Source organism: Nitrospirota bacterium, assembly GCA_040755395.1.
In the GTDB taxonomy this organism is placed as follows: Bacteria; Nitrospirota; Nitrospiria; order Nitrospirales; family Nitrospiraceae; genus DATLZU01.
In genome coordinates this window covers 1-26,513 of the sequence record JBFMAX010000018.1, presented here as the reverse complement: position 1 = coordinate 26,513, position 26,513 = coordinate 1, and the positions used below count along the sequence as shown (strand labels likewise).

Below are 26,513 nucleotides of genomic sequence, written 5' to 3'. Positions count from 1 at the left end.
ATGGAGCAGAGTGATTAAGTGATTTTGGTGATCGAGCGATTGCCTTGCAGAAAAATCGAGGCGTGTGATTGTTCTTTCACCAATTACTTAATTACTCAATCACTCAATCACTAACTCTGACTGGCTCCAAGAGATACTTGCCCTCGCCGTCCCGCCGTACATAGCCCATCGGGACCACCGGATCGTGCTCGAGTATCAACAGCCAGTTCCCGTCGCAGGCGCGTTGGAGCACCTTCCGTTTGGTCTCGAGCGTCTGCAACGGATAGAGATCGTATCCCATTATATAGGGCAAGGGTAGGTGCGAGGCGGTCGGAATCAGGTCTCCGAGGAAGAAGGCCGCCTCGCCCTCCGACTCGATCTTTACGCTCTGATGGTGAGTCGTATGGCCGTGCGTCACGACCACGGACACACCGGGCACGATCTCGGCGTCGCCGTCGAGGAATTCCCACCGCCGCTCATGCGCGATCGGCACGAAATTCTCCTCGCGATAGCTGGCCTTCGTCCGCTCGTTGGCCAGGACCGCCTCCTCGTACTCCCCCCGCTGGACGAAATAGGCGGCCTTGGGAAACGCCGGAGCGAAGCGCGCGCCCTGCTGCGCCGTATTCCCGCCCGCATGGTCGAAGTGGAGGTGCGTATTGATGACGAGATGGATGTCCTCGGGCGCGAGCCCGCGTTCCTTCAACGACTCGAGCAGGGTCGGCGTCCGGTCGATGGCGAACCGCTCGCGGTATTTGGCGTCCCACTTGTCGCCGAGACCGGTATCCACCAGGATGTTCTTCCCGTGCGCCCGGACCAACAGGCAGGTCACGCTCAACTGAATGCGGTTCTGTTCGTCCGCCGGGCAGCACTGCTGCCACAGCACCTTCGGCACGACCCCGAACATCGCCCCGCCGTCCAGCCGGAACCGGCCGTCGGTGACCGGATAGATGTCAAATGCGCCGAGCTTCATAGCACACGTCAATCGTCAATGGTCAATCGTCAATTGTGCTGACCATATTCCCAAATCGCAGGCCACCAGTTCCATCTGAAGAGCAATGTGTGTGTGCCAATCGCCCATTACCACTCGGTAGCGCGGGTGGCGCCGACCTGGGAGCCCCTGACCCGTTGCACGCGACCCATTGCAAGATGAAGCAATGGGTGCCCCGGCAATGGGTACCCTCGCAGCGGGGGCCCTCGGGTACCCGCCCGGCGGGTGTGGGCGGGGTGCGAGTGTGCACCCGTTGCATTGGAAAAACAGCAACGGGTCCCCGGCTGGTCGGCGACAGGACCTGCGCCTTCCCGCTCACAACACCACCGGCTCCCGATACGTCCCGAACACTTCCCTGAGCGCCGCGCAGATCTCGCCCAGGGTTGCCTTCGCCTTCACCGCCTCGACCAGGTACGGCATTACGTTCTCGCTGCAGGCGGCGGCCTCCTGCAGTTCTTCCAACGCGCCGGCCATTTTGAAGGAATCGCGCGCCTTGCGGAGATCGGAGAGCCGCGCCACCTGCTCCCGCTCCACCTCCGGGCTGATCCGGAGGATGGGGATCGGGTCAGCCTGCTGTTCGACGTACTCATTGACGCCGACGATGATCCGCTCTTTCTGCTCCACCTCGCGCTGGTAGCGCTGCGAGGCCTCGAGGATTTCGCGTTGCGGATATCCGCGTTCGATGGCCTTCACCATGCCGCCCATGGCGTCCAGTTTGCGAAAATACTCGCGCGCCCCCTCTTCGAGGCGATTGGTGAGCGCCTCGACATAGTACGAGCCGCCCAGAGGGTCCACGGTATTCGTCACTTCGCTCTCGTGGGCGATGATCTGCTGCGTCCGCAGGGCCAGTTTGACCGCCTCCTCCGTCGGCAGGGCCAGCGTTTCGTCCATCGAGTTGGTGTGGAGCGATTGGGTGCCGCCCAACACCGCGGCGAGGGCCTGGAGCGTCGTCCTGACGACGTTGTTCATCGGCTGCTGCGCGGTGAGCGAGCAGCCGGCGGTCTGCGCATGGCACCGGAGTTGGAGCGACCGGGGATCTTTGGGATGGTACCGGCGATCCATCTCGCGCGCCCACAGCCGCCGGGCCGCCCTGAACTTGGCGATCTCCTCGAAGAAGTCGTTGTGGACGTTGAAGAAGAACGACAACTGCGGCGCGAACTCGTCCACCGCCAGCCCGGCCTTCACCGCCTCGTCCACGTACGTCAGGCCGTCGTAGAGCGTGAAGGCCAGTTCCTGCACCGCCGTCGAGCCGGCCTCGCGGATGTGATACCCGCTGATGCTGACCGGGTGCCACTTGGGGACGGACTTGGCGCAATAGGCGATCGTATCCGTGATGAGCCTGAGCGACGGTTCGGGCGGAAACAGCCATTCCTTCTGCGCGATGTATTCCTTCAGAATGTCGTTCTGGAGCGTCCCGTCGAGGCGCTCCAAGGGGATCCCGCGTTTCTCCGCCACCGCCAGGTACATGGCGAAGATCACGGCCGCCGGACCGTTGATGGTCATGGAGGTCGTGACCTGATCCAGCGGGATGTCTTCGAACAGCCGCTCCATGTCGGGGAGGCAGGAAATGGCGACGCCGCAATAGCCGACTTCGCCGTGCGCCCGCGGATCGTCGGCGTCGATCCCCATGAGCGTCGGCATGTCGAAGGCGACGCTCAGGCCGGTCTGCCCGTGCTGGAGCAGGTACTTGAAACGGCGGTTCGTGTCCTCCGCGCTGCCGAAGCCGGCGAACTGGCGCATGGTCCAGAGCCGGCCTCGGTACATGGTGGGATACACGCCGCGGGTGAAGGGAAACGCCCCCGGCGCGCCGAGATCGGCGTCCGGCGCCCAGTCTTTGAGGTCATCGCCGGTATAGACGCGATGGATCTCCAGTCCCGAAATCGACGTGAATCGTGGCTTGCGCTCTTGCATCGCTTCGTTCCTTCGGTTTGAGGCGCGGGGCACGAGGCAAAAGGTCAGGTCTTGTTGCTCGTTGCCTCGTGCCTCTCGCCACTCGCCTCATACACGTAGAACCCACGACCGCTCTTGCGGCCCCACCATCCCGCTTCGACGTACTTGCGCAGCAGCGGACAGGGCCGGAACTTGGGATCGCCGAGATCCGCATGGAGGACTTCGCAGATCGCCAGAACGGTGTCCAAGCCGATCCGATCGGCCAGCGCGAGCGGACCTACGGGATGGTTCGCGCCGGCGGTCATGGCGAGATCGATGTCTTCGGCCGTGCCGACCCCCTCTTCGAGCGCGAAGGCGGCTTCGTTGATCATGGGGATGAGGACTCGATTCACGATGAACCCCGGCACGTCCTTGCACACCACCGGCGTCTTGCCGAGACGCCGGACCAGGTCGAGGACGAGGTTCATGGTGTGCTCGGTCGTTTCCAGGCCGCGCACCACTTCGACCAGCCGCATCACCGGCGCCGGATTCATGAAGTGCAGTCCGACCACCCGGTCCGGGCGGCCCGAGGCCGCGCCGAGCTTCGTAATGGAGATGGACGAGGTATTGCTGGCCAGGATGGTGTCGCGCGGGCACACGCGATCCAATTGCGTGAAGAGCTCCTGCTTGACCGCGAGATCTTCCGGAATGGCTTCGACGACGAGCTGGGCGTCGCGAAGCCGATCCAGGACCGTCATGGGGTGGATCAACGTCATGACGCTGCCCGCCTGGTGCCGGGTGAGGCTGCCGCGCTCGACGGCCCGTTCGACGCCCTGGCGGATCTTCTTCAGCGCCTCTTCGAGCGCCGGTTCGGCCACATCGATCAGCAGGACCTGGTAGCCGGCCGTCGCGAAGACCTGGCTGATCCCCCGTCCCATCTGCCCGGCGCCGACAACGCCGATCGTCTTGATGTCGTCGAGCGTCATGATATACCCGTGAAGCGTGATGCGTCACGCGTGATGCGTGACGACTCGAGTTGCGAGCAAAGAAACAGCTAATTCCGCTTCACGCTTCACGTATCACGTTCTATTATCATCGCCAGCGCTTCGCCGCCGCCGATGCAGAGGCCGGCCAGTCCGCGCCGGGCGCCTCGAGCCTCCATGGCATAGAGCAAAGTCGTGAGGATCCGCGCTCCCGTTGCGCCGATGGGATGGCCCAGCGCCACCGCGCCGCCGTTCACGTTGACCTTCCGCGGATCCAGCCCCAACTCCCGATTGATCGCCACGGACACGGCGGAGAAGGCCTCGTTGATCTCGAACAAGTCGATGTCGCTCACCGCCAGGCCGGTCTTCTTCAGCACGAGTTTGACGGCCTCGACCGGTGCAATGGTGAACCATTCGGGTGCCAGCGCCGCGCCCGCATACCCGACGATCCTGGCCATCGGCCTGAGCCCGAGGGCGGCCGCCTCGTCCTCGGCCATCACGACGAGCGCCGCCGCGCCGTCGTTGCAGGACGGCGAGTTTCCCACGGTGAGCACGCCGTCCTCCTGAAACACCGGCTTCAAGCTTCGCAGCTTGCCGAGGTCCGCGCGGTTGGGCTCTTCATCCTCCGTGACCGTGAGCAGCGGGCCCTTCTTCTGCGGAACCTCGACCGCGACGATCTCCCGCTTGAACGCCCCGGTCGCAATGGCCTCCCGCGCGCGGCGGTAGCTTTCGAGGGCAAAGTCGTCCAACTCGGCGCGGGTCAGCCCGTATTTGGCGGCGCACAGCTCGCCTGCGTTGCCCATGTGAAACTGGTGATAGACGTCCCACAGCCCGTCTTTGACCAGGCTGTCGATCAATTCGGCGTGACCCAGCCGATAGCCTTGGCGGGCCTTCTCCAAGAGATAGGGCGCGCGCGTCATGCTTTCCATGCCGCCCGCCACCACGATACGGGCGTCGCCGGCGGCGATGGCCTGGGCCGCCATGATGACGGTCTTCAAACTCGAGCCGCAGACCTTGTTCACGGTCGTCGCGCCGACGGAGGTCGGAATCTTGGCGCCGATGGCGGCCTGTCTGGCCGGCGCCTGTCCCAATCCGGCGCTCAAGACGCAGCCCATGAAGACTTCGTCCACCCGCTCCGGCGGCAGGTCGATCCGTTTCAGGGCTTCGGCGACGGCGATGCTGCCCAGCTTGGTGGCCGGGACGGGGCTGAAGACGCCGTTGAAACTCCCCATCGGGGTCCGTACGGCGCTGACGATGACGGCTTGCCGTGTCTTCATCACACTCTCCATGAGCCTTCCACCAACCAATATGCCGAACATGCGGGTGGCGCCGACCTGGGCGCCCGTCCGCGCGGAGCGGGGTCCCTACACCGGGCGGGGTGCGAGCACGGACCGGCCGGTCGGTGACAGGCCCCGCATGTTCATCACAGCAACTTCTCCCATTCGCTCTGTTCGAGGTACTGCTTCACCTTGGCCATGAACTGATCGGCCGTCGCGCCGTCGATCACCCGGTGGTCGAACGACAGGCTGAGATAGCACATGGGCCGGATCGCGATCGCATCGTTGATCACGACGGCGCGTTTCTGCACCGCCCCGACGCCGAGAATGGCAATCTGCGGCTGGTTGATGATCGGCGTGCTGAAGAGGCTCCCGAACCCGCCGTGATTGGTGATCGTGAACGTGCCTCCCTGCACCTCCTCGGGGTTCAGTTTCTTGGTCCTGGCCCGCTCCGCCAGATCGGCCACTTCCCGGCCCAACTGCTGGAGCCCCTTCCGATCCGCATGGCGGACGACCGGCACCAGCAGCCCGTCCTCCAGCGCGACCGCGATCCCCATATGGACGTCTTTCTTGATGATGATCCCCTGGTCCCCCCACGACGAGTTCAGGATGGGGAAGACCTTGATCGCGCGCGTGACCGCGTTGATCACAAACGGGACGTAGGTCAGTGAGTGGCCCTGCCCTGAGCCCTGGTGAAGGGCCTCGCGGAATCTGGCGATTGCGCTGAAGTCCGCCTCGAAGAAGGTGGCCACATGGGCCGACGTCTGCCTGCTCTTCACCATCCGCTCGGCGATGGTCTTGCGCATCTGGGTTAACGGCAGGATCTCTTCACCCGCAGAAGGCGCCTCTGCGGTCCGCGGTCCGCGGTCCGCGGTCCGACGAGCCACGAAGTCCAGAACATCTTTCTTGGTCACCCGGCCGCTGGCGCCGGTGCCGGGGACCTGAGACAGGTCTACGCCGTGTTCCTTCGCCAGTTGTCTGACGGCCGGGGAGTAGTGATCTGGTCCGGCGCCGGGCGATTCCATCGGACGGACGACCACGCCGCCGACGCGGTTGATGACGCCGGCGGAGGGCTGTTCGCTTTCCAGCCGCCCGAGCAGCGTGCCGATCGGCACCGTCTGGCCGGCCTGCACCAGCACTTCGCTCAGCACGCCCGTGCCCGGGGAGGGGATTTCGAGCGAGACCTTGTCGGTCTCCACTTCCAACAACGGCTGGTCCTTCTCGATCCGGCCGCCGGGCGCGATCATCCATTTAATGATGGTTCCCTCGGCGATGCTTTCTCCGAGTTGGGGCATGATGATGTCGGTGGCCACGGGAACCCTCGTTATGCGCGATGCGTAATGCGTGATGGGTTAGAAGTGGACACGAGCCGAACAGTTGAACTCATAACGTTTCACATATCACCCGTCATGCTTCACGCGTCACGTCTTCTAGTACGCCGCCAACTTCCGTGCCGCGGCGACGATGTCGCCGACCTTCGGGAGAAAATACTCTTCCAGCGGCGTGCTGAACGGCACGGGGGTATCGGGCGCGGCGATGCGGAGAATCGGCCCGTCCAAACAGTCGAAGCATTCCTCCGCCAGCAACGCGGCGATTTCCGCGCCGATGCCGCCCGTCTTGTTGTCCTCGTGCAGCATGATGGCCTTGCTGGTTTTGCGCACCGAGGCGAAGATCGTCTCCTTGTCGAGCGGAATCAGCGTCCGGAGGTCCACGATTTCCAGATCGATCCCTTCCTTGACCAACAGCTCGGCCGCCTCCAGCGCGAGGTGCACCGTCGCCCCGTAGGTCACGACCGTGATGTCGCCGCCGGTCCGTTTCACCTCGGCTTTTCCGATCGGGACGATGAAGTCCTCTTGCGGGAGCACCGCCTTGATCCGGCGGTAGAGAAACTTGTGCTCGAAATAGATGACCGGATTGGGGTCGCGAATCGCGGCCTTCAGCAAGCCTTTGGCGTCGTACGGCGTCGAGGGGGCCACGATCTTCAGCCCCGGCGAGTGAAAGAACCATCCTTCCGGGCATTCTGAGTGGAAGGGGCCGCCGTGCACGCCGCCGCCGAACGGGGCCCGGATCACCATCGGTACCGCGGCGCCCCAGCGGTAGTGGTTCTTGGCCGCAACTTCCGTGATCTGATCGAATGCGCAGGAGATGAAATCGGCGAACTGCATTTCCACAACCGGCCGCATCCCCATCATCGCGGCGCCGATCGCCGCGCCGACGAAGCCGGACTCGGAGAGCGGCGTGTCCAGGACCCGCCACTCGCCGTATTTCTTCTGGAATCCCTCGGTGATGCGGAAGGCCCCGCCGTAGGGGCCGATATCTTCGCCCATGAGAAAGACCCGTTCGTCTCGGGCCATTTCCTCGTCCAGCGCCTGCGAGATCGCCTCCAGATAGGTGACTTCTTGCGCGGCAGCCGTCGTCATGGCTGCACCTCATCTTCCGTTGCGAACACGCCGTCCAGCACTTCCCGTCCTTCCGGGAGCGGGCTCTGTTCCGCAAACTCCACACCGGCCTCGACCTCTTTCTTCACCCGTTCTTCGATTTCCTTCAAGGTCGCCTTGTCGCCGTAACCGAGCTGTTTGAGCATCTGCTCGGCCTTCATGATCGGGTCCCTCTTCTTCCATTCCTCCAACAACTCGCGCGGCACGTACTTGGCCGAATCGTGCTCCGAATGCCCGTGCATCCGCATCGTCTTGGCTTCGATGAAGGTCGGCCCCTCGCCGGACCTGGCCCGCTGAATCGCGCGCTTGGCGGCCAGGTAGACCTCCGCCACGTCGTTGCCGTCCACGATCTCGCCGGGCATGGCATAGGCCTTGGCGCGCTCGACCACGTCGCGAATCGCCATCTGAAGATGGAGCGGCGTCGAGTAGGCGTATTGATTGTTGTTGCAGAAGAAGACGACCGGCAGCTTCCGCACGGAGGCAAAGTTCAGGGCTTCGTGAAAATCGCCCCGGCTGGTTCCGCCGTCGCCCGTGTTGGTGATGACCACGCGCGATTCGCCGCGCATTTTGAACGCCAGCGCCGCGCCGGTCGCCACCGGCAGGTTGTCGGCCAGATGGCTGACGAACCCGATGACCCCGCGCTTCAGGTCGCCGATGTGGACGTTCCCGTCCTTTCCCTTGGTCGGTCCGGTGCGCTTGCCCAAATACTGGGCGATGACCTCGCCCGGGGTGATGCCGCGGATGAGAAACGCGCCCATGTCCCGGTGATAGGGTGCGATGATGTCGTCTCGTTCCAAGGCGGAGGCATAGCCGACCGCGATCGCCTCCATCCCGTGACTGGTGTAGACCCCGCCCATGATCCGGCCTTGTCGGTACAGAGCCGTGATCCGTTCCTCCAGCGTTCTGGTCAACCGGAGGTAGTAGTACATCTGGAGCAGATCGTCCTTTTTGATCTCCTTCGCGACCACGGCGAGATCCATGATGACCTCCATACCAAGCTTCGCTTGAGCCGGCGCCTCTTTTTCGTCGTCTCGAATAGCCGGCGCCGGAGAGAGTCCTCAACCCACTGGGATTTCTTGATCCATCATACCAAGCTTCGCTTGAGCCGCCGGCTCTTCATGATCGTGTCGAATCGAATGCGCCGGTCCGGCTGTTCGCTAGAATTCGGGCATCTCCTTCCATGACAGCAGCGGTTTTTGGGCTCGGCACAGCGGGCACTGGTCCGGCTCCCACTGCGGCATGTCGAGGTCGGCCGCGTAGTAAAAGGGATACTGCTGCACGAGTTCCTGCATCAACGGAAATTGGCCGCTGTCCCGCCGCGCGAAGACCATCATGCCCGCCAGGATGCCGCCGTGATCCGTGATCACGTTCCCCAGCTTGCTGACGCAATTCCCGCGCGTCGTCACGTCGTTCAAGGCGACGAACCGCTCCCCCGTGCGAATGGCGCCAGTCCTGATCTCCGTGCCGATCTTGCCGGTCTCCGGGTTGTAGGGCGTCAGGGTGACCCGCAGCCGCATTTTGTCGTGCAGAATATCGGCGATCCCTTCGGCCAGGAGTTCGGCCGCCGACGTCGTCGCGACGATGCCGGTGATCGGGTCGCGCTGAAAGGTCAGCCTGACCCAGTCCGCCATGTCGCGCGCGATCAGCCGGATCAATTGGGGAATGCGCGCGATGGATTCGAACCGCAGATACGTCGCGGTGTGGTGTCCGGAGACCATCTCGACGTGCGTGTCGAAGTACACGCAGCGGGCGGTCCGCAACAGTCGATGGATGTCCCAGTCGGACAGTTTGGATTGGGGGCCGTCGCGGATGATGTGTTTCAATTTGGACTCGATGTCCGGCCCGTCGTACAGGGCCCGATGGCGCTCGATCAATTCTCCAAGGGTTCGGTCGTCCGTCACGTGTACACTCATGATGCGTTCTCCCGCTCCGGTTGTTTCACGATGCGCGTCCGAAGCACGCCGATGGGCTGAATTTCCAGTTCGACCACATCGCCGGGATTCAAGAAGCGATCCAGTTCCAGGCCGCAGCCGCCCCCGACCGTGCCCGATCCGAACAGGTCCCCGGGATAGACCATCTCGCCGCGCGACACATGGGCGATCATTTGCGGGAACGACCAGTGGATGGTGCCGAACCGACCTCGGGACCAGACCTCTCCGTTGACCCTTGCGATCATGATGAGCGCGTCGAGATCGGGAATTTCGTCCGGCGTCACCAGGCAGGGGCCGATGGCCGTCGCGAAGTCCTTGCCTTTCGCGGGACCCAGCCGGCAGGCCATCTCCTGGAACTGGATATCGCGGGCGCTGAAGTCGTTCATGATCGTATAGCCGGCGATATAGTCCGCCGCCTCCCGCTCGGGCACGTCCCGCCCTCGCCGGCCGATCACGCAAGCCAGTTCCAACTCGTAGTCCAACTTCGTCGTCTGAAGCGGCCACGGGAGGTCTTCGTCCGGACCGATGATCGTCCGATGGTTGCCCTTGTAGTAGACGGGGGCCTTGTACCACTCGGGCGGAATCGGCTGTCCCCGTTTCCTGGACGTGGCGGCGATGTGCTCTTCGAAGGCGATGAAATCGCGCAGCGACGGCGGATTCGGCAGAGGGGCGATGATCCGCACGTTCCCGGCGGAATAGGCGATCGTTTCTCCCTGGGGACCCAGCGCCTGATCGCCCAGCTTGCCCGCATAGTCGAGGGCCTGCCTGGCCGCGGCCATGGCCGAAGCGCCGCCTTCGAGCAACTCCAGCATGGTCGCCGGGACCACCGCGTTGGCGAGCCGATAGGGCTGCGCTTCGTTCCGATCGGCCAGCATCCGGGCGTAGGCCATGTTCAAGTCCGCCAGCTTCTGGCCGAGCAGCGCGCCGACACGGGTAAACGTGCCGACCGGCGTACGGACTTCAAAGCTGTACAACTTCATCGGCGGCTCCAGCTCAACGCATAGTCTTTGACTTCGACGGATTCCAGGGCCGGCGTCACGAGGAAGGGCCGGCGCGCTTCGATCATGATGGCCACTTCGTCCGTGTGGGTCTTGGTTGTGCTCGCCTCGACCGCCTGCGGTTGAGGTCCGTGATGGATGCCTTGGGGATGCAAGGTCAGCATACCGGGCCCGATGCCGGCTCGGCTGAAGAAGTCGCCTTGATGGTAGAACAAGACTTCATCATAGTCCATGTTCCGGTGATAAAACGGGACGCGAAGCGCCTGGGGATCGCTCTCCAGCGGGCGCGGGGCAAACGTGGAAAACAGCGTACCGCCGGCCTGAAACGTGACATGCACGCTGGGCGGCAGGTGATATCGCGCGCTCGTCACGGGACGGAAGTCCCGGACATTGAGCTTGGCGACCCAGAGGTCGCCCTTCCACCCCACCACGTCCATGGGATAGAAAGGATAGAAGACCTTCGTGTACTCCCCGTGGCGCTTGATCCGCACTTCCCACTCGCGCCGCTCTCCGCCGTCTCGGACTGAGTCCAGTTCCGGTGGGACCAGCACGCCTTTGTCGAAGAGCGCGTGCTGACCGAGCATGCCCCGGTCGGGCAGGGTGACGGGCTCCGGAGTCTCGACGATCAGAAACAAGGATGGGGTCGATTCGACGAGGGTCCGGTACGTCGTGCCTTTGGGGATGATGATGTAATCGCCGGGCTCATACGCGAGCCAGCCGTAATCGGTCTCGTAACGACCACGCCCGCTGTGCACGAAGTGGACTTCGTCGCCGTCCGAATTGCGGACGAAATAGGTCATCGGTTCGGATCGACGCGAGAGAAAGACGCTGGCATCCGGGCTGCGAAGGATCTCCAACGGGCTCGCCTTCGCCGAACGTTGGTCTGGGGTGGAAAGAGCCGCGCAGGTAAACGCGCGGGGCCGGAGCGGGCCTTCGATCCTCACCCAGCCGGTCGGCGGATGGGTCCGATAGAGATGCGAGGATGGGCCGCTGAATCCTTGGCGCCCGTGTTCCTCCTCGCACAAGCCTTCCGGAATGCCCACGTGAGCTTGATTCGGAACCTTGCCTTTCTTCACGAGATACATCGCGGCCTCCCCCTTCTCGCCGGCGCCGAGCACGCTCAGGCGGTCTTTTTGAATGAGACCGGACAGGATTCGTAGTCGATGATCGTTTGTTCGACGCCGCTGATCTGGTCGCGTTCGATATCCTTATAGAGCGCTTCGACCGTGCCCCGCACGAACGTCTTCGACTGCTCGTTCCCGTGCTGGCGTTGGGTCAGTTCGAAGAAGAGGCCGCTGCCGGGAAAGAGCGGGTACGTAAACCGCTGCTTCAGGGGGCCGAAACCGTCCCGTCCTTCCTTCAGAGGACCGCTGAACTTCACGCCATGGGCCTCCCATTCTCGGCAGACCGCCTCGATGTCGTCCACTTCCATGGCGATGTGCTGGACTCCTTGCCCGTATTTCTCGATGAACTCGTTGATCTGGGACTTGACGACCTTGTCTCGCCCCTGCATGAGCGCGATCTTGGCGTTACCGCGCTGCACGACGACGGTATCCATGCTGGATTTGTCGCTTCCGACATCCCGCGCCGACCAGATCACTTCGAACCCCAGAATCTTGGTGAACAAGTACTCTGCGGCGTCCAGGTTCTCCACGCACAGCGTGATGTGATCGATACCCATTGATCCTTTCATAACGGCGCCTCCTCCTCAACCTCGGCGGACCCGACCCACGGTCCGCCTGTCGTGGGTGATGGTCGTGGATACAGGCGGAGTATAACATAGTAACTCTATTGTGCAATAGAGAGTTTATATCAAATTGATGGAACGTTGTCGGATTACAGAGGCGGAGATTGAGATGGATGGCGCAAAAATGCAGTCCAGATAAGGATTGAACGGTCTGTTTTGCGGATTGCGCAAATAATATAAAAGGTATATTATTGGAACAGCTCGGACGCGCGAAGCGGAGAGGCGCGGTCATTCCGACGTTGTGGACCGGAGTGGGAGGTGGGTCATGACGTTCTACGAGCAGATGCGCAGCGAAGTCCTCCGTCATGGAGCGATCAATAACCCGTATCTGGATCGCTTTCGGCTCGGCGATATGACGGACGAGGAGTTTCGGGAGTTCGCGGTCGAGTTCTACAATTTCGCGAGGTTCTTTCCGAAGATCCTGGTGTCGCAACTGGTCAACACGGAAGACGAAAAGGTGGCGGATGAGCTGACGAAGGTCCTGTATTCGGAACTGGGCGACGGCCAGACGAGGAATCGGCATGAACTGCTCTATCGCGATTTTCTCCGTTCGGTCGGCATCGATGTGCATGAGGCGATGACCCGGCCGATGCTGCCCTCGACGCGCGCCTACATCGAAGGCATGGAACGGCTTTACAGCGACGGCAATCACGCCACGGCGCTCGGTGCCTCTTTCGGATTGGAGAACATGGCGATCACGATGTGGGACCATCTGATCCCGGGTCTCACCCGGCTCAAGCGGGAGCGATATCCCCGCATGGACATGACCTATTTCACGTTCCACCGCCAGCTCGAGTCCGCCCACGAAGAGGCCATGGAACACGCCGTGGCTGCGGTCGAAGGGGCGACCGGCCCGGACGGGGCCGGCATGTCCGAGAAGGAAAAGGAAGATTTCCGCAAGGGCGTGAAGGCCGTGTTGGACTACCTCGAAGGATTTTGGATGGGGTTGGAGAACAGACGCCAAGCGGGTCGTTCGCGACACACACCCACCGCGCTCGGGGCGGCATAGCCCGTCATGAGCGTCGCCGTCGTGACGAGGCGCCGGCGCCTGAGCCAGCGAGGATGCGGATGCTGCAGCCCTGGTTCCGTGAGTACGATCCGGGCGTTCCACCCTCCTGCCGGTATCCCGATTGGACGGTCGGGGACCTGCCGCGTCGATCCGCGACGCGATTTCCCGAACACCCCGCGTGGATCTTCTACGGCCGGCGTGTGTCCTTCCGCCAATTCGACGCACTGAGCACGCGGTTTGCGCTGGCGCTGATGGCTCTGGGGGTGCGGCCCGGAGATCGCGTGGCCCTCATGTTGCCGAACATCCCGCAGTCGCTCATCGCCTATTACGGGGCGCTGAAAGCCGGAACGATCGTCGTGCCGACCAATCCGCTGTATGTGTCGAGGGAAATCGAGGCTCAATTGGCCGACTCCGGCAGCGAGACCCTCGTCGTGTTGGACCAGTTCTTCCCGCGTCTCGAGGACGTCCGGCGGCATACGGGACTTCCGAAGCGCACGATTGTGACGAGCGTCCGGGACTTTCTCCCGCCGGTCCCGCGCCTGCTCTATCCCTTCAAGGCCATGCTCAATCGCCGCTGGATTCGCATCGACACACGGCCGCCGGTCTATGATTTCCGTGACCTGCTGGATCGGACGTCCGTGCCCGGTCAGGCGGCCCTGCCGAAACCGGGACCGGATGACCTCGCGCAGCTTCAATACACCGGCGGAACGACGGGCACGCCCAAAGGTGTCATGCTGACGCACCGCAATATCGTCACCAACGCGTTCCAGTGCCGGTACTGGGTGCCCGATTTTCGCGAGGGAAGCGAAGTCTTTCTCGGAGTCATTCCGTTTTTCCACGCCTATGGATTGAGCACCTGTCAGAACCTGGCCGTCATGACCGGATGTTCCATCGTCCTCCTCCCGCGCTTCCAGGTCGTCGACGTGCTCCGCGCGATCCAACGCGACCGGATCTCGGTCTTTTCCGGCATCCCCACGATGTTCTCCAAGCTCAGCGAGTTCCCGCAGGCCCGCCGATACGACTTCCGGTCCCTGCGCGTGTGCCTGAGCGGAGGGAGCGGCCTGCCCGCGGAGGTACAGGACCGGTTCGAACGGCTCACCGGCGTGAGGATTTCCGAAGGGTACGGCCTGACCGAGGCGGGGCCCGTCACGCATTGCAACCCGATCTACGGCGAACACCCGCGCGGGTCGATGGGGCTCCCGTTCCCGGACACGGACGCCAGGATCGTGGATCTGGAAACCGGCCGACGGGACGTGCCGATCGGCGACATCGGCGAATTGATGGTGCGCGGCCCGCAGGTGATGCGCGGGTACTGGAACAACGAAGCGGAAACCAAGGCCGTGCTGTGCGACGGCTGGCTCCGCACGGGCGATATCGCCAGGCGGGACGACCGGGGTTTTTTCTTTGTCGTGGATCGGAAGAAGGACCTGATCATCTCCCGCGGCGAGAACGTGTACCCGAGGGAGGTGGAAGAGGTGCTGCTGCAGCATCCGGCCGTCGGGGATGCCGTGGTCATCGGCATCCCCCACCCTCTTTATGGAGAGGCGATCAGGGCGTACGTGGTCGCCAGATCGGGACGGTCCGTGACCGAGCAGGAACTGATCGAACACTGCGGGCGGTCGTTGGCCCGGTTCAAGGTCCCGACGGCCGTCGAGTTCCGCTCCGAACTGCCCAGAACGGTGGTGGGGAAGGTCCTCCGCCGCCTGCTGCGCGACGAACACATCCGCGCGAACGACGCGGCGGCCGCTCAGCGCAAAGTCGGGTGAAGAGCCGGAACGGGGATCGTCATGAAAGAAATCGTCATTGTCACAGGAGTCCGGACGCCCATCGGGAACTTCGGCGGGGCGCTCAAGGATATCCCGGCCCACAAGCTGGGCGAACTGGTCGTGCGCGAGACCCTCGCCCGAGCCGGCCTCGATCCGGGGCTGGTCGAGGAAGTGATTGTCGGGTGCGTGGGGCAGACCAGCGACGCCTACAACGTCGCCCGGGTGATCGCGCTCATGGCCGGATTGCCGATTCGTCTCCCGGCGTATTCGGTTCAGCGCAACTGCGCCTCGGGCCTGCAACCGTTTGTGAACGCCTGCCAAAACATTCGGAGCGGCGACGCCGACGTGCAGGTGGTGGGCGGCGTGGAGAACATGAGCCGCGCGCCCTTCGTGTCGCGCGATATGCGGTGGGGGAAGCGCCTGCGGCACGCCGAGTTCATCGACAGCATCTGGGAAGGGCTGACCGACGCGTTTTGCGGCCAGCTCATGGGCCGGACCGCCGAGAATCTGGCCGAAGAGTTCGGCATCAGCCGCGAAGAGCAGGATCGGTTCGCCGTGGAAAGCCATCGTCGCGCGTTCAAGGCCGTCCGAGAGGGGAAGTTCAAGGAAGAAATCCTTCCGATCTCGATCCCGAAAACGGTCGCCGGCCGTGATGTCGCGCCGACTGTGTTCGCGCAGGACGAAGGACCGAACCCCGGATTGACCGAACAGCAGCTCGCGCTCTACCCGCCCATCTTCAAAGAGGGCGGCACGGTCACGGCGGGCAACAGTTGCCCGCTCAACGACGGGGCGGCGGCGGCGCTCGTGATGTCCGCGGACCGGGCGCGCGATCTGGGACTCCGGCCGATGGGGCGGATCCGGGGATACGCCTTCGTCGGGGTGGAGCCGACCCGGATGGGAATCGGACCGGTGGAAGCGTTGCCGTCGGCGCTCAAGCGGGCGGGCGTGAGTTTGACCGATCTGGAATTGATCGAAGTCAACGAGGCCTTTGCGGCGCAGTACCTGGCGGTCGAACGGCTGTTGGGACTGAAACGGGAGATCGTGAACGTGAACGGCGGAGCCATCGCGCTGGGTCATCCGGTCGGGATGACCGGGACGCGCCTGGTCCTCACGCTCCTCCACGAGATGCGGCGGCGCGGCGCGTCCCTCGGCGCGGTGACCATGTGCGTCGGAGGCGGGCAAGGCGCGGCGATGGTCCTTGAACGCCTCTGATGCGCGAATCGTGCGAAAGTCGGGAAACGCGAGATGCGCCAAAGCGTCGGGCTGTAAACGAAACGTTCCGTGCACGTCTCGCCGGTCGCGCGCGAGGCTAGCGAACTGAGCCATGTACATCTACACCGTCGGCGTTGTGGGAGCCGGGACGATGGGCGCGCAGATCGCGCAGGTCGTCAGCATGGCCGGCGTGCCGGTTGTGCTGGCCGACGTCAATGAGACGTTGGCGCAGCGCGGACGGGAATCCGTGCGGGCCTTGTATCAGGCCCGCGTCAACAAGGGCAAGATGACGCCCGAACAGCTCGAGGAAAAAATGCTCCTGGTCACGGCCGCGTCCGGTCTTGCCGGCCTTCACCAGGTCGATCTGGTCATCGAAGCGGTGCCGGAAGATATGAAGCTGAAGAAGCAGGTTTTCCATGAGTTGGATCAGATCTGCCCGCGCGGCGCAATCCTGGCCAGCAACACGTCGGCGCTCTCCATCTCGGCGCTGGGAGCCGCCACGAGCCGGCCAAGCAAGGTGGTGGGCTTGCACTTTTTCAACCCGGCTTATGCCATGGCTCTCGTCGAGATCATTCCCGGTCTCGCCACCGACCCTCAAACGGTGGACGACATGGTCGGCTTTGCGGAAAGCATCCGGAAGACGCCGGTCGTGGTGAAGGAATGCGCCGGCTTTCTCGTCAATCGTCTGCTGATGCCCTATCTGAACGAAGCGATTCTCTGCCTGCAGGAAGGCGCGGCGCCGGTCAAAGACATCGATCAAGAAATGGTCGCCTTCGGGATGCCGGTCGGGCCGTTCACCCTGCTGGATACCGTCGGGCTGGATATCTCCCTGGAAGTCGCACGGATCCTCCATCGCCATTATGGGCCTCGCATGACCCCGGCTCCGTTGCTGGAAGCGCTGGTCAAGGCGGGGCGATCGGGCGTCAAAGCCGGTCACGGCTTCTACGACTATGTCAGCGAGGAAGAAGGGGGCCGTGAGCAGGGTCTCGACACTGTGATCCGGCGGGTGCGGGAGGAAACGGGCGCGCCCGGCACGCGATGGACGCGATCACGGCTTCTGTTGGCGATGGTGAACGAGGCCGTGACAGCCTTGCAAGAAGGGATCGCCTCCGCGCGCGACATCGATTTCGCGATGGTCGCCGGAATCGGGTTCCCGGTCGACAAGGAAGGGCCGTTGCATTTCGCCGACCGGCTCGGCATGGACCAGGTGCTCCACGAATTGGAGGACTTCGCGCACAGCCTCGGTCCGCGGTTCTGGCCGGCGCCCATGCTGCGCCGCATGGTGGACGCCGGATTCACCGGCCAGATCGCGGGGCGAGGATTCTTTGTGTATTGAGGTGAGGTCATGACGGCGATGGCCAACGGCATGCTCTCCTGCTCGGTGGAAGAGTTCGTCGCGACGCTGACCATCAACTATCCTCCGGCGAACACGCTGACGGTCCAAGTGCTGGACGAGCTGGAAGCCGCGTTCGACGGCCTGGCCAAGGACGACGCGGTCAAGGCCGTGATCCTGACCGGAGCCGGTCGATTCTTCATCGCCGGGGCCGACATCCGTGCACTGGCTGCGATCGCATCGGCGCAGGAGGGTGAACGGATGGCGCTCCGCGGGCAGGCGATAGTGGACAAGATCGAAGCCTTCGAAAAACCGGTCATCGCCGCCATCAACGGAGCCTGTCTCGGCGGGGGCCTGGAGCTGGCGATGTGCTGTCATATCAGGCTGGCGGCGGAGGGCTCGAGACTGGGCCAACCGGAAATCAATCTGGGGATGATGCCGGGCATGGGCGGCACCCAGCGCCTGCCTCGGCTCATCGGTCGATCCAGAGCGACGGAGCTGATTCTCACCGGAGACATCATCTCCGCGCAGGAGGCGAAGGTCTTGGGATTGGTGTCCCAGGTGATTCCGTCGGACGATCTGCTCCGTCAGGCGCGGGGGTTGGCGCGCAAGATCGCCTCAAAAGGCCGGGCGGCCGTCAGGGCGGCGCTCCGAGCGGTCCGGGAAGGGGCCGAGCTGAATGTGCGCCAGGCCTTGGCCTTGGAGGCGCGTCTGTTCGGCACGCTCTGCGAGACGGAGGACAGGAAGGAGGGGCTCGCCGCTTTTCTGGAAAAGCGGCAGCCTCGTTTTACGGATCGGTGAGAGAGCACGCGGCTCACGGTCGGGGGGACGGAGGATCGGCAAGGGTACGGGCGATTTGGGACGGAAAGCGATCATGGGACCGGAGGGGACGACGAAACGAGCGCTGGCGTTGGCGGGGGGCGGGTTCACCGGCTACCTCTTCGAGATCGGCGCCTTGACGGCGTTGGACGACCTCTTCGACGGGGGCTTCACGGTCAACGACTTCGATCTGTACGTCGGCGTCAGCGCCGGCTCGGCGGCGGCCTCGCTCATCGCGAACGGCGTCAAGCCGCAAGAGATCCTGGAGACGAACTTGTCGAGCACGCGGCCGTATTATTTCGACCACCGGGATATCTTCGCGCCCGCCTTCGGCGAAGGACTCAAGACCTTCCCCCGGGCGATCCGGCAACTGATTCCCTTGCTCAAAATGTATGTCCGTCACTACCCGGAGATGACCCTGATCGATCTCATGGACAAAGCCCAGGAGGCGCTTCCGAGCGGCATCTATACCTTGAAGCCGTTCGCCCGGTACTTGGAACGAACGTTTCGCGCCAAGGGCCTCTCCGATACGTTCGCGGAATTGCGCCGCGAACTGTACATTCCCGCGATCGATCTCGAAACGGGGGACTGCGTGATCTTCGGCGACGAGGGTTGGCGGGAAGTCTCGATCTCCAGAGCCGTCACCGCCTCCTCGGCCGTGCCGATCTATTTTTGTCCCGTTCGAATCGATGGACGCGATTATATCGATGCCGGAATCGGACGTCTGGCCTTCTTCGACCTGGCGGTCGCCAAACACATCGGTTTCATGGTCGTGATCAATCCGATGGTCAGAGTTCAGCTCCCGCGATCGACGCGTGGCGCTTCGGCGCATCCGTCGCACCAGGCCTGTCTGCGGGACAGGGGATTTTTGGCCATCGGCGAGCAGGCTTCTCGCATCAACTTCGACGTGCGGTTTTCCCAAGCCCAGGAATTGTTCGAGCGCAGCCATCCCGATAAAGATCTGTTGGTGATGACCCCGACCTCTCACGACGCGCTCTTGTTTGAACGAAGCTTTTTGACCTACCAGGACCGGGTGCTGCTGCTCTGCGCCGGGTATAGGTCGGTCGTGACGTTGGTGAGAGAGCGGGGCAACGAGCTGGTGGCGCAATTCGCTCGTCATGGTATTGCCTTGTCCCTCGCTCGATTCGATGACCTGGCGAAGCAACGCATGGCGCGGCTCGATCGGGGCGAGGCCGCCTCCGGCCTGCCGCAGCATCCGGTCAGAGTCGTCCCCGTCGGTGTCGAGCCTGCCGAGGCCGCCTTGTGCAAGGCCGATCAGCGACCCGGGAAGGGATGAGCGCGGCGCACAGGACCGGCCGGTTGGAGAGGGCATCATCCCGTTTAGTTCCGTCGTCGGCGGAGGACGAGGCATTTGATTCTTCGTGTTATGATCGGCCTTTGGTGAGGCAGGCGTGACGGAGATCGCCAGTTATCTCGAAGCGGTCAAAGAACGGTATGGATTGAGCAGCGATTACGCGCTCGCCGAAAAGCTCGGGATCGCGCAGCCCGAGGCGAATCTCATGCGCCGGGGGCTCAAAGTCCCGAAGCCCGAGGTCTGCATCACGATCGCCAAGCTGTTGGACAAGAATCCGGTGGAGTTGCTGCTGGTGGCCCAGAAGGACAAAGCGCCGGCGGCGGCCAAGGAATATTGGAACCTGGCCCTGACCGCCGTGGACGTGATGCTGCATGTCCCGAAAAATCCCCGCTACATTCCGAAGAAGGTCGAAGCCATCGGTCGCGAGCTGCGTCAGCTCGAATCCCAGACCCTGGTCTATGAAGGGGCGGCCGCCAACGCCGAAGCCGTTCGGCTCATGGAAACGGCCGAGCGGTCGGTGGACGCCATCATGGAGCGGTGGAACATTTGGAAGAAGGGCGAGGCGCTCTATCCCAACTATCTGTTGGCGAACCAAGCCGCGGTGCGTCGCAATGTGACGATTCGGCGGCTGTTGATTCTGACGAAGGACCAGATGCACCGGGCTTCCCTGGTGGCGGACGCGATCCAGGTCATGGACGACCAGCACCGGGCCGGCATCAAGATTTATTACGCCTTTCGCGAGGATCTCGATCGCTCGCCGATGTTCCAGCGGCTGGAAGAGGATTACCGGAAGCAGGGCGCTGCGCAGGATATCAACGCGGCCATGTTCGACGGCGAAATCCTGATCTTCTCGCAGACCTACGGGCAGGTCCCGTTAGGGATGGTCGGCAAACCGACGCCGATCACCATGATCAACAAGCTTCAGATCACCTGGAAGCCGGACCTCATCCGGGACCTCGATCCCGCGCCGCTGTTCGACATGACGCGCTACGTGTTCGAGTACGAAGGGGCGAAGGCGTTCAAGGCGCAGTTGGCGCGACTCAGGAAAGACGCCTCATGAAGTTCCCGTCCGAGCCGTTCAAGATCAAAGTCGTCGAGCCGATCCGCCGAACCACGCGCGAAGAGCGGGACCGCCTGTTGCGCGAGGCCGGCTACAACCTGTTCAAAGTGCCCGCCGAGAGCGTCTATGTGGACCTGCTCACCGACAGCGGCACCTCGGCCATGAGCGACAACCAATGGGCCGGCCTGATGCTGGGCGACGAATCCTACGCCGGCAGCAGGAATTTCTACCATTTTGAAGAGACAGTGAGGTCCATCTTCGGCTACCGCCATGTGATTCCCACTCACCAAGGCCGCATGGCCGAAAACCTGTTGTTCTCGACCGTGGTTAAGCCCGGCATGTGCGTGCCCAACAACATCCATTTCGACACCACCCGCGCGAATGTCGAGCACCAGGGAGCCGAAGCGCTCGACGTAGTCGTCAAGGAAGCCTACGATCCGCATTGCGACATCCCCTTCAAGGGGAATATGGACCTCGTGCGGCTGGAGGAAGTGATCAATCAAGTGGGGCGCGACCGCATCCCGCTCGTCATGATCACGATCACCAATAACAGTGGCGGTGGCCAGCCGGTGTCGATGGCCAACATCCGCGCGACAAGCGAGCTGTGTCGGCGCTATGGCATCCCGCTGTTCTTCGACGCCTGCCGCTTCGCGGAAAACTGCTTTTTCATTAAGGAGCGAGAGCCGGGGTATCAGGGGAAATCGATTCAGGATATCGCACGCGAGCTCTTCAGCTACGGCGACGGGTGCACGATGTCCGCCAAGAAGGATGGGTTGGTGAATATCGGTGGATTCCTCAGCCTGAACAATGCCGACTGGGTCCAGGACATTACGAACATGTTGATCCTCGTCGAGGGGTTCCCGACCTACGGCGGATTGGCCGGCCGCGATCTGGAGGCGATGGCCAGAGGCTTGAAGGAAGTGCTGGACGAGGAGTATCTGGGATTCCGGATCGGCCAGGTGCGCTATCTGGGCGAGCTGCTCGACCAGGCCGGCGTGCCGATCTTGAAGCCGGTCGGCGGGCATGCGGTCTATCTAAACGCCAAGGAGTTCCTGCCGCACATCCCGCAGTCGGCATTTCCTGCTCAGGCCCTCTGTGTGGCCCTGTACCGGGAATTCGGCATCCGCGGCGTGGAGATCGGCACCGTGATGTTCGGTAAGAAGGACCCGGCAACCGGCCGAACGATCCATCCGGAATTGGAAATGGTCCGCCTTGCCATCCCACGGCGTGTCTATACGAATATGCAGATCACCTATGTCGCCGAGTCCATCATCGAGCTCTTCCGCAACCGTGAGACTATCCGCGGCCTCACCATGACCTACGAAGCCCCTGTCCTGCGCCACTTCACCGCACGGTTCGAAGAAATGCCGGCCTGATCGCCACAAGGGTTTCCCGTAGCCGGTGCATGCCGGCTACACCGGCTTGCTTCTACAGGCTTCGATGGAAGGCGCCGACAGGCCGGTCGGCACATTGAACTCGCCCACAGCCACGCGGCTTCTCGGATCAAGGTAGGAGGGGACGCACTGCCCTCTCCTGCTCGACTCTCGTATGTCCCCGAGGGCCGTTGTCTCAGGCGCTGAGTAATCCGTTGAGCGACCAGTCTCTGGCCCATCATGTCCGAGGTCGACAAGTACGGCGCACGGCATCATCTGCATCCTGATCACCGGTCGAATAAGAAGAGCGCCACCGGCGGCGGTGGCGCCCGGGTTCAGATGGACACCCGCATCAGTTGCACTCTTCGATGAGGATCCGACGCGGTTTGGCCTCCTCCTTCTTAGGGAAGGCGACGGTGAGAATCCCGTCTTTGTAAGAGGCCGTAGCCTGCGCATGGTCCACGTGGGACGGAATCGCAAAGGCTCGAGAGAAGGAACTCTCCTCGATTTCATGAACGAGCCATGGAGCTTGACCCGTTTCCAAGGAGGGGCCTTTCCGCTCGCCTTTGATAGTGAGCATTCCGTCCTGAACGCGGAGGTCAACGTCCTTGACGTCCAAGCCGGGGATGACGGCCTGGACATAGAAGCTGTTGTCATCCTCGTAGACGTTGCAGGGCGGAATCCAGACGCTCACCCGAGAGGTCACCGCGCGGACCGCCTCTTCGAAGAGCCGATCGATCTCGCTTTCGAATGGGAGTCGCATCAAGTTCGGCACATACGGGACCAACGTCATAGCGGCATCCCTCCTTTCTCATGAAGATCGGAAATCGGCAAGGAGGATCGAAACGAAAGGACTCCAGCGAAAAGGGGAACGGTGGAGACCGGACGTCGCCGGTAATTGCCGGAACGACGCTCACCGTCCCGATCCAGCTCGCCAAGTTCCGCTTCTGAACATAATCATGCCCTGTGACCGGTCAAGAGCGCGCGGCGCGAGCGCGAACCGGGCAGGACGGAGGCGGGAGCGGCCTGGGATTCTTGACCGTTCGCGGGGCCTGCTTACTTAAAAAATATATAAGGACAATCGCACAACCGGCCGCCCACAGCCGGTGTATGCCGGCGCGTTTCCGCAGGGATGACGATGGGCGGACGCGGAATGGTGAGGGCAGGTATGCGGGCGCGACTGGTGAATGGGCTGCGCCGGATCGTCGTCTTTCTATGCATCGGGCTGGCGGCCCAAACGTGTGTGTTGCTGCCCGAGCAGGCCGGAGGCGCAGCGCCGGCCGGCGCTGTCACGACGCCGACGGGTTTAGCCATCAACGAAGCGTTCATCGACGCACCCGCCCGGGCCAAAACGGCGGTGGTCAATATCTCTTCGACCTTCAGGCCGGAGGCTCGCGGCGGGCCGTTCGGAGATCCCTACTCGCGGCGGTTTTTCGGCGAGGAGTTCGAGCGGGGTTTTCCGCCGCCCGAACAAGGGCAGGGCTCGGGCGTGATCGTCAGCCCGGACGGCTACATTGTGACCGATAATCACGTGGTGCAGGACGCCACGGAAGTGCAGGTCCTGTTGGCCGACAAGCGCACATTCAGAGCGAAAGTCGTCGGCACCGACGCCCGCACGGACATCGCCGTCATCAAAATCGACGCGACGAATCTGCCGACGTTGCCGTGGGGGGACTCCAGCCGCCTGCGCGTCGGGGAAGTCGTGCTGGCCGTGGGCAATCCGTTCGGGCTGAACGAGACCGTCACCATGGGCATCATCAGCGCGGTGGGGCGGGCGAACGTCGGCATCGTCGATTACGAGGATTTCATTCAAATCGACGCCGCGATCAACCCGGGCAATTCCGGCGGGGCGCTGGTCAACCTCAAGGGGGAGCTGATCGGGATCAACACCGCGATCTTTTCCCCGACCGGCGGATTCATGGGCATTGGGTTCGCGATCCCCCGCAACATGGCCAAGAGCGTCATGACCAGCTTGCTTGAGCACGGCCGGGTGATCCGCGGGTGGATGGGACTCGGGGTCCAGGAGTTGACGCCGGATCTGGCCCGTGCGTTCGGTCTGTCGGAGACGGCGAAAGGCGCGCTGGTGTCGGATGTCCTGGAAGACGGTCCGGCCGGCAAGGCGAAGCTTCGACGCGGCGACGTGATTGCCGCCTATAACGGAACGCCGGTCAAAGACGCCGCGCATCTGCGCATGCTGGTCGCCGAGACCAAGCTGGGCACGACGGTCGCGCTTTCCGTTCTGCGCGGAAACCGGACGCAGGAGGTGGCTGTCACCGTCACCGAAATGCCCGCCGAGCCGGTCGCCCGCGCGGGTCCTGAAGGAGAGCACATGGAACACCCGCTGGAAGGAGTCGCGGTGGACGAAGTGCCGCCGACCATGCGCGGGCGGTCGGGACGGAAAGAAGCAGGGGTGCTGGTTGTGGACGTGGAACCGGGAAGCCCGGCGGATCGTGCCGGCTTGCGCCCGGGCGACATCATCCGGGAAATCGATCGGAAGCCGATCAAGACCCTTCGGGACTTCGAGCGAGCGAGCAATGAGCTCGCTCCGGGCAAGCGCATCCTGCTGCTGGTAAAACGCGACGGGGCCACGGTCTTCCTGTCGGTTGGGTCGTGATCCGGCCATCGGGGAGAGAAGACGTCGCCCCTCCCTTCCCTCGTTTCAGAGCGTACAAATACGTAGGTTTGTCAAGGGCTCGCTGTTGCAACGGCTTCCCCATATTTCTCTACTGAAGGGTCGGCCTGTTGATTGTTCCGGGATCGGGCCGTCAGAGGCCCGCTGAGCAAAACTCAGCGGGCTTCTTGCGCGTATGCCACTTTTGGCATAGCATGGGGGTGGATGAGGCCGGTTCATTTCGTCGGGACATGACGGGAAGATCTGCGACGGCTTCCGGACAGTGTGCGGGAAGCGGCCGGATTTCAGTTATTCAAGGTCCAACAGGGGAAAGAGCCGGATGACTGGAAGCCGATGCCGACGATCGGACCCGGGGTGCAAGAAATTCGAGTTCGGGACGACAGCGGCGCGTATCGAGTGTTCTATGTGGCCAAGTTCGAAGAAGCGGTGTACGTCCTCCATGTCTTTCAGAAGCGATCGCAGAAAACGGCGAGAGCCGATGTAGAACTCGGCAAGAGCCGATATGCGGATCTGCTGAAGTGGAGAAGGGAGGAAGGTCTATGAAACGCGCGCGTGTGACGAAGGGCACGGGGAACATCTTTCGGGACGTCGGGTTTTCCGGACAACGGTCCGCTGAGCTGATTCTGAAAAGCAGTTTACTGCAGGCGCTTCAGGAAACGATCAGAGGCCGAGGATGGAAGCAGGTGGAGGCAGCCGCTCGCCTCGGAATCGATCAAGCCAAGGTGTCCAAGTTATTGGCCGGACAGATGGCCGGATTCTCGGTCGAACGCCTGGTTCATTTTCTCTCTTTACTGGGACAAGATGTAGAAGTCAGGGTGCGCCAAGCTCCTCGCGGCCGGCGATACGGCACGGTCCGCGCAAAGGTGGCGAGTCGATCGCTTTCGGTTGCGGGACCTCGGTCCGGGAGACCGCTATGATCAAGAAAGGAATGCGACTGGTCCATGATTCCTGATAACCGGGGTATATCACGATGAAATTTGAGCTGTACACGGATGTGGCGTTGACGCGCGATCTGCTGGAGCACCGGCTCCGACGGGGCGACATCCTGAAACTGGTAGACCATCATATTGCGCCCGACGGCACAGAAGGGGACTCGATTGAGGTCTTTAATGCCGTCAGCGACACCATCGCCGTTACCGCCGTGCCTGCAACTGCCCTAGAAGCCCTCCGCAACGACGAAGTGCTGTGCGCTCGCCCGCTGAATGTCGCCTAGGCATCTCGCGCAACCAATTTTCAAACGCCACGGCAAAGTTTAATCGATGGAGAAGGGAAGCCCCCAGGGACCGGAGGCTTCACATGAAGGCCCTCAGCGTGTGAGGGCGTGCGCGGCGATCCACTCCTTGGCCTTGAGGGCCTCAAGATCGTTGAGGCCCTCCTCTTTCCTCCTTTGTGGAAATGAAGTTGGCTCTCTCACCGGTAGAGGAGAGCCAACGCACATTTCCGGGAGGAAACACGAGGCAGCGGCCGCCGCCGGCGTGCCGGAGAGGGACAAGCAACGGGAGTGACAGTGCCCTAGCGCGAGCGGTGCGCCTCGGAGTGTACCTCTTCAGGACTCCACGGTTAGGATTCTCTTTTCTTCAAGCCATCGAGAGAATTTCTCACAGAAAACGTCAAGCACCGTATCCTCCAGCAGTCCGCGTTTGTTCTTTTCAACCAAAGTAGAACCTATCTCAAAATTGCTTGAGTAGCATGGCGATGCAAGCGAGTTGCACAAAACCCAGGAAGTTGGTGGCGTAGTATTCCCAGCGAATCAGTAAGCGCCGCTTCCATTGCAACCATGCAAA

At 62.7% G+C, this 26,513-nt stretch carries 25 protein-coding genes; 12 read left to right on the top strand and 13 right to left on the bottom strand.

The features are described from left to right. Positions 1–103 precede the first annotated feature (103 nt). From AB1555_18255 to AB1555_18205, 11 genes are all read right to left on the bottom strand, one after another. On the bottom strand, positions 104–949 hold the full coding sequence (locus tag AB1555_18255) for an MBL fold metallo-hydrolase (protein ID MEW6248631.1): 846 nt from the start codon (positions 947–949) through the stop codon (positions 104–106). Between the two features lie 333 nt (positions 950–1,282). Continuing rightward, on the bottom strand, positions 1,283–2,878 hold the full coding sequence (locus AB1555_18250; GenBank protein MEW6248630.1) for a methylmalonyl-CoA mutase family protein: 1,596 nt from the start codon (positions 2,876–2,878) through the stop codon (positions 1,283–1,285). 44 nt (positions 2,879–2,922) lie between these two features. Then, positions 2,923–3,822 carry a 3-hydroxyacyl-CoA dehydrogenase NAD-binding domain-containing protein gene (locus AB1555_18245; GenBank protein MEW6248629.1) on the bottom strand — a complete coding sequence of 300 codons (900 nt, stop codon included), beginning with the start codon at positions 3,820–3,822 and terminating at the stop codon, positions 2,923–2,925. An 86-nt stretch (positions 3,823–3,908) separates the two neighbouring features. Continuing rightward, positions 3,909–5,096 (bottom strand): thiolase family protein, encoded by a 1,188-nt coding sequence (locus tag AB1555_18240; protein MEW6248628.1) that lies wholly within the window; start codon positions 5,094–5,096, stop codon positions 3,909–3,911. A 146-nt stretch (positions 5,097–5,242) separates the two neighbouring features. Next, entirely contained in the window at positions 5,243–6,409 is a 1,167-nt protein-coding gene (locus AB1555_18235; GenBank protein ID MEW6248627.1) for a dihydrolipoamide acetyltransferase family protein, read from the bottom strand. 117 nt (positions 6,410–6,526) lie between these two features. Beyond that, a complete protein-coding gene (locus tag AB1555_18230; protein ID MEW6248626.1) occupies positions 6,527–7,516 on the bottom strand; it encodes an alpha-ketoacid dehydrogenase subunit beta in 990 nt (329 codons plus the stop codon). Continuing rightward, the gene (locus tag AB1555_18225) at positions 7,513–8,514 is read right to left on the bottom strand and encodes a thiamine pyrophosphate-dependent dehydrogenase E1 component subunit alpha (GenBank protein MEW6248625.1); all 1,002 of its coding nucleotides are present in this window, start codon (positions 8,512–8,514) and stop codon (positions 7,513–7,515) included. The genes AB1555_18230 and AB1555_18225 overlap by 4 nt, the downstream gene beginning before the upstream one ends. A gap of 177 nt (positions 8,515–8,691) precedes the next feature. Further along, positions 8,692–9,447: a hypothetical protein gene (locus tag AB1555_18220; GenBank protein ID MEW6248624.1), complete on the bottom strand. Its 756-nt coding sequence runs from the start codon at positions 9,445–9,447 to the stop codon at positions 8,692–8,694. Continuing rightward, on the bottom strand, positions 9,444–10,445 hold the full coding sequence (locus AB1555_18215; protein ID MEW6248623.1) for a fumarylacetoacetate hydrolase family protein: 1,002 nt from the start codon (positions 10,443–10,445) through the stop codon (positions 9,444–9,446). The genes AB1555_18220 and AB1555_18215 overlap by 4 nt, the downstream gene beginning before the upstream one ends. Beyond that, entirely contained in the window at positions 10,442–11,548 is a 1,107-nt protein-coding gene (locus AB1555_18210; GenBank protein ID MEW6248622.1) for a homogentisate 1,2-dioxygenase, read from the bottom strand. Before AB1555_18210 ends, AB1555_18215 begins: the two co-directional genes overlap by 4 nt. A 35-nt stretch (positions 11,549–11,583) precedes the next feature. Next, positions 11,584–12,156, bottom strand: coding sequence for a VOC family protein (locus tag AB1555_18205; protein ID MEW6248621.1), 573 nt, complete (start codon positions 12,154–12,156; stop codon positions 11,584–11,586). Between the two features lie 319 nt (positions 12,157–12,475). Between AB1555_18205 and AB1555_18200 the strand changes: the two genes are divergently transcribed. From AB1555_18200 to AB1555_18165, 8 genes are all read left to right on the top strand, one after another. Continuing rightward, entirely contained in the window at positions 12,476–13,219 is a 744-nt protein-coding gene (locus AB1555_18200; GenBank protein ID MEW6248620.1) for an iron-containing redox enzyme family protein, read from the top strand. 53 nt (positions 13,220–13,272) lie between these two features. After that, positions 13,273–14,985, top strand: coding sequence for a long-chain fatty acid--CoA ligase (locus tag AB1555_18195; protein ID MEW6248619.1), 1,713 nt, complete (start codon positions 13,273–13,275; stop codon positions 14,983–14,985). A 21-nt stretch (positions 14,986–15,006) separates the two neighbouring features. Next, on the top strand, positions 15,007–16,197 hold the full coding sequence (locus AB1555_18190; GenBank protein ID MEW6248618.1) for a thiolase family protein: 1,191 nt from the start codon (positions 15,007–15,009) through the stop codon (positions 16,195–16,197). Positions 16,198–16,309: 112 nt separating this feature from the next. Continuing rightward, positions 16,310–17,533, top strand: coding sequence for a 3-hydroxyacyl-CoA dehydrogenase (locus tag AB1555_18185; protein MEW6248617.1), 1,224 nt, complete (start codon positions 16,310–16,312; stop codon positions 17,531–17,533). Positions 17,534–17,551: 18 nt separating this feature from the next. Continuing rightward, the gene (locus AB1555_18180) at positions 17,552–18,331 is read left to right on the top strand and encodes an enoyl-CoA hydratase (GenBank protein ID MEW6248616.1); all 780 of its coding nucleotides are present in this window, start codon (positions 17,552–17,554) and stop codon (positions 18,329–18,331) included. Positions 18,332–18,404: 73 nt separating this feature from the next. Then, complete coding sequence (locus AB1555_18175; protein ID MEW6248615.1) at positions 18,405–19,646, top strand: patatin-like phospholipase family protein; 1,242 nt, start codon at positions 18,405–18,407, stop codon at positions 19,644–19,646. Between the two features lie 115 nt (positions 19,647–19,761). Continuing rightward, entirely contained in the window at positions 19,762–20,724 is a 963-nt protein-coding gene (locus AB1555_18170; protein ID MEW6248614.1) for a hypothetical protein, read from the top strand. Further along, entirely contained in the window at positions 20,721–22,100 is a 1,380-nt protein-coding gene (locus AB1555_18165) for a tryptophanase (GenBank protein ID MEW6248613.1), read from the top strand. The genes AB1555_18170 and AB1555_18165 overlap by 4 nt, the downstream gene beginning before the upstream one ends. A gap of 349 nt (positions 22,101–22,449) precedes the next feature. Here the strand turns inward: AB1555_18165 and AB1555_18160 are convergent, their stop codons facing one another. Then, on the bottom strand, positions 22,450–22,890 hold the full coding sequence (locus AB1555_18160) for an Hsp20/alpha crystallin family protein (GenBank protein ID MEW6248612.1): 441 nt from the start codon (positions 22,888–22,890) through the stop codon (positions 22,450–22,452). Positions 22,891–23,265: 375 nt separating this feature from the next. On the opposite strand from AB1555_18160, the gene AB1555_18155 reads away from it, so the two are divergent. The 4 genes from AB1555_18155 to AB1555_18140 all read left to right on the top strand — a co-directional run bounded on the left by AB1555_18155 (position 23,266) and on the right by AB1555_18140 (position 25,942). Then, the gene (locus AB1555_18155) at positions 23,266–24,711 is read left to right on the top strand and encodes a DegQ family serine endoprotease (protein ID MEW6248611.1); all 1,446 of its coding nucleotides are present in this window, start codon (positions 23,266–23,268) and stop codon (positions 24,709–24,711) included. Between the two features lie 261 nt (positions 24,712–24,972). After that, positions 24,973–25,272 carry a type II toxin-antitoxin system RelE/ParE family toxin gene (locus AB1555_18150; GenBank protein MEW6248610.1) on the top strand — a complete coding sequence of 100 codons (300 nt, stop codon included), beginning with the start codon at positions 24,973–24,975 and terminating at the stop codon, positions 25,270–25,272. After that, a complete protein-coding gene (locus tag AB1555_18145; protein MEW6248609.1) occupies positions 25,269–25,646 on the top strand; it encodes a helix-turn-helix transcriptional regulator in 378 nt (125 codons plus the stop codon). The genes AB1555_18150 and AB1555_18145 overlap by 4 nt, the downstream gene beginning before the upstream one ends. Before the next feature lie 53 nt (positions 25,647–25,699). After that, positions 25,700–25,942: a DUF4926 domain-containing protein gene (locus tag AB1555_18140; protein MEW6248608.1), complete on the top strand. Its 243-nt coding sequence runs from the start codon at positions 25,700–25,702 to the stop codon at positions 25,940–25,942. A 457-nt stretch (positions 25,943–26,399) separates the two neighbouring features. Here the strand turns inward: AB1555_18140 and AB1555_18135 are convergent. Beyond that, positions 26,400–26,513: DDE transposase (locus AB1555_18135; protein ID MEW6248607.1), on the bottom strand; the 114-nt coding region annotated here is incomplete at its 5' end.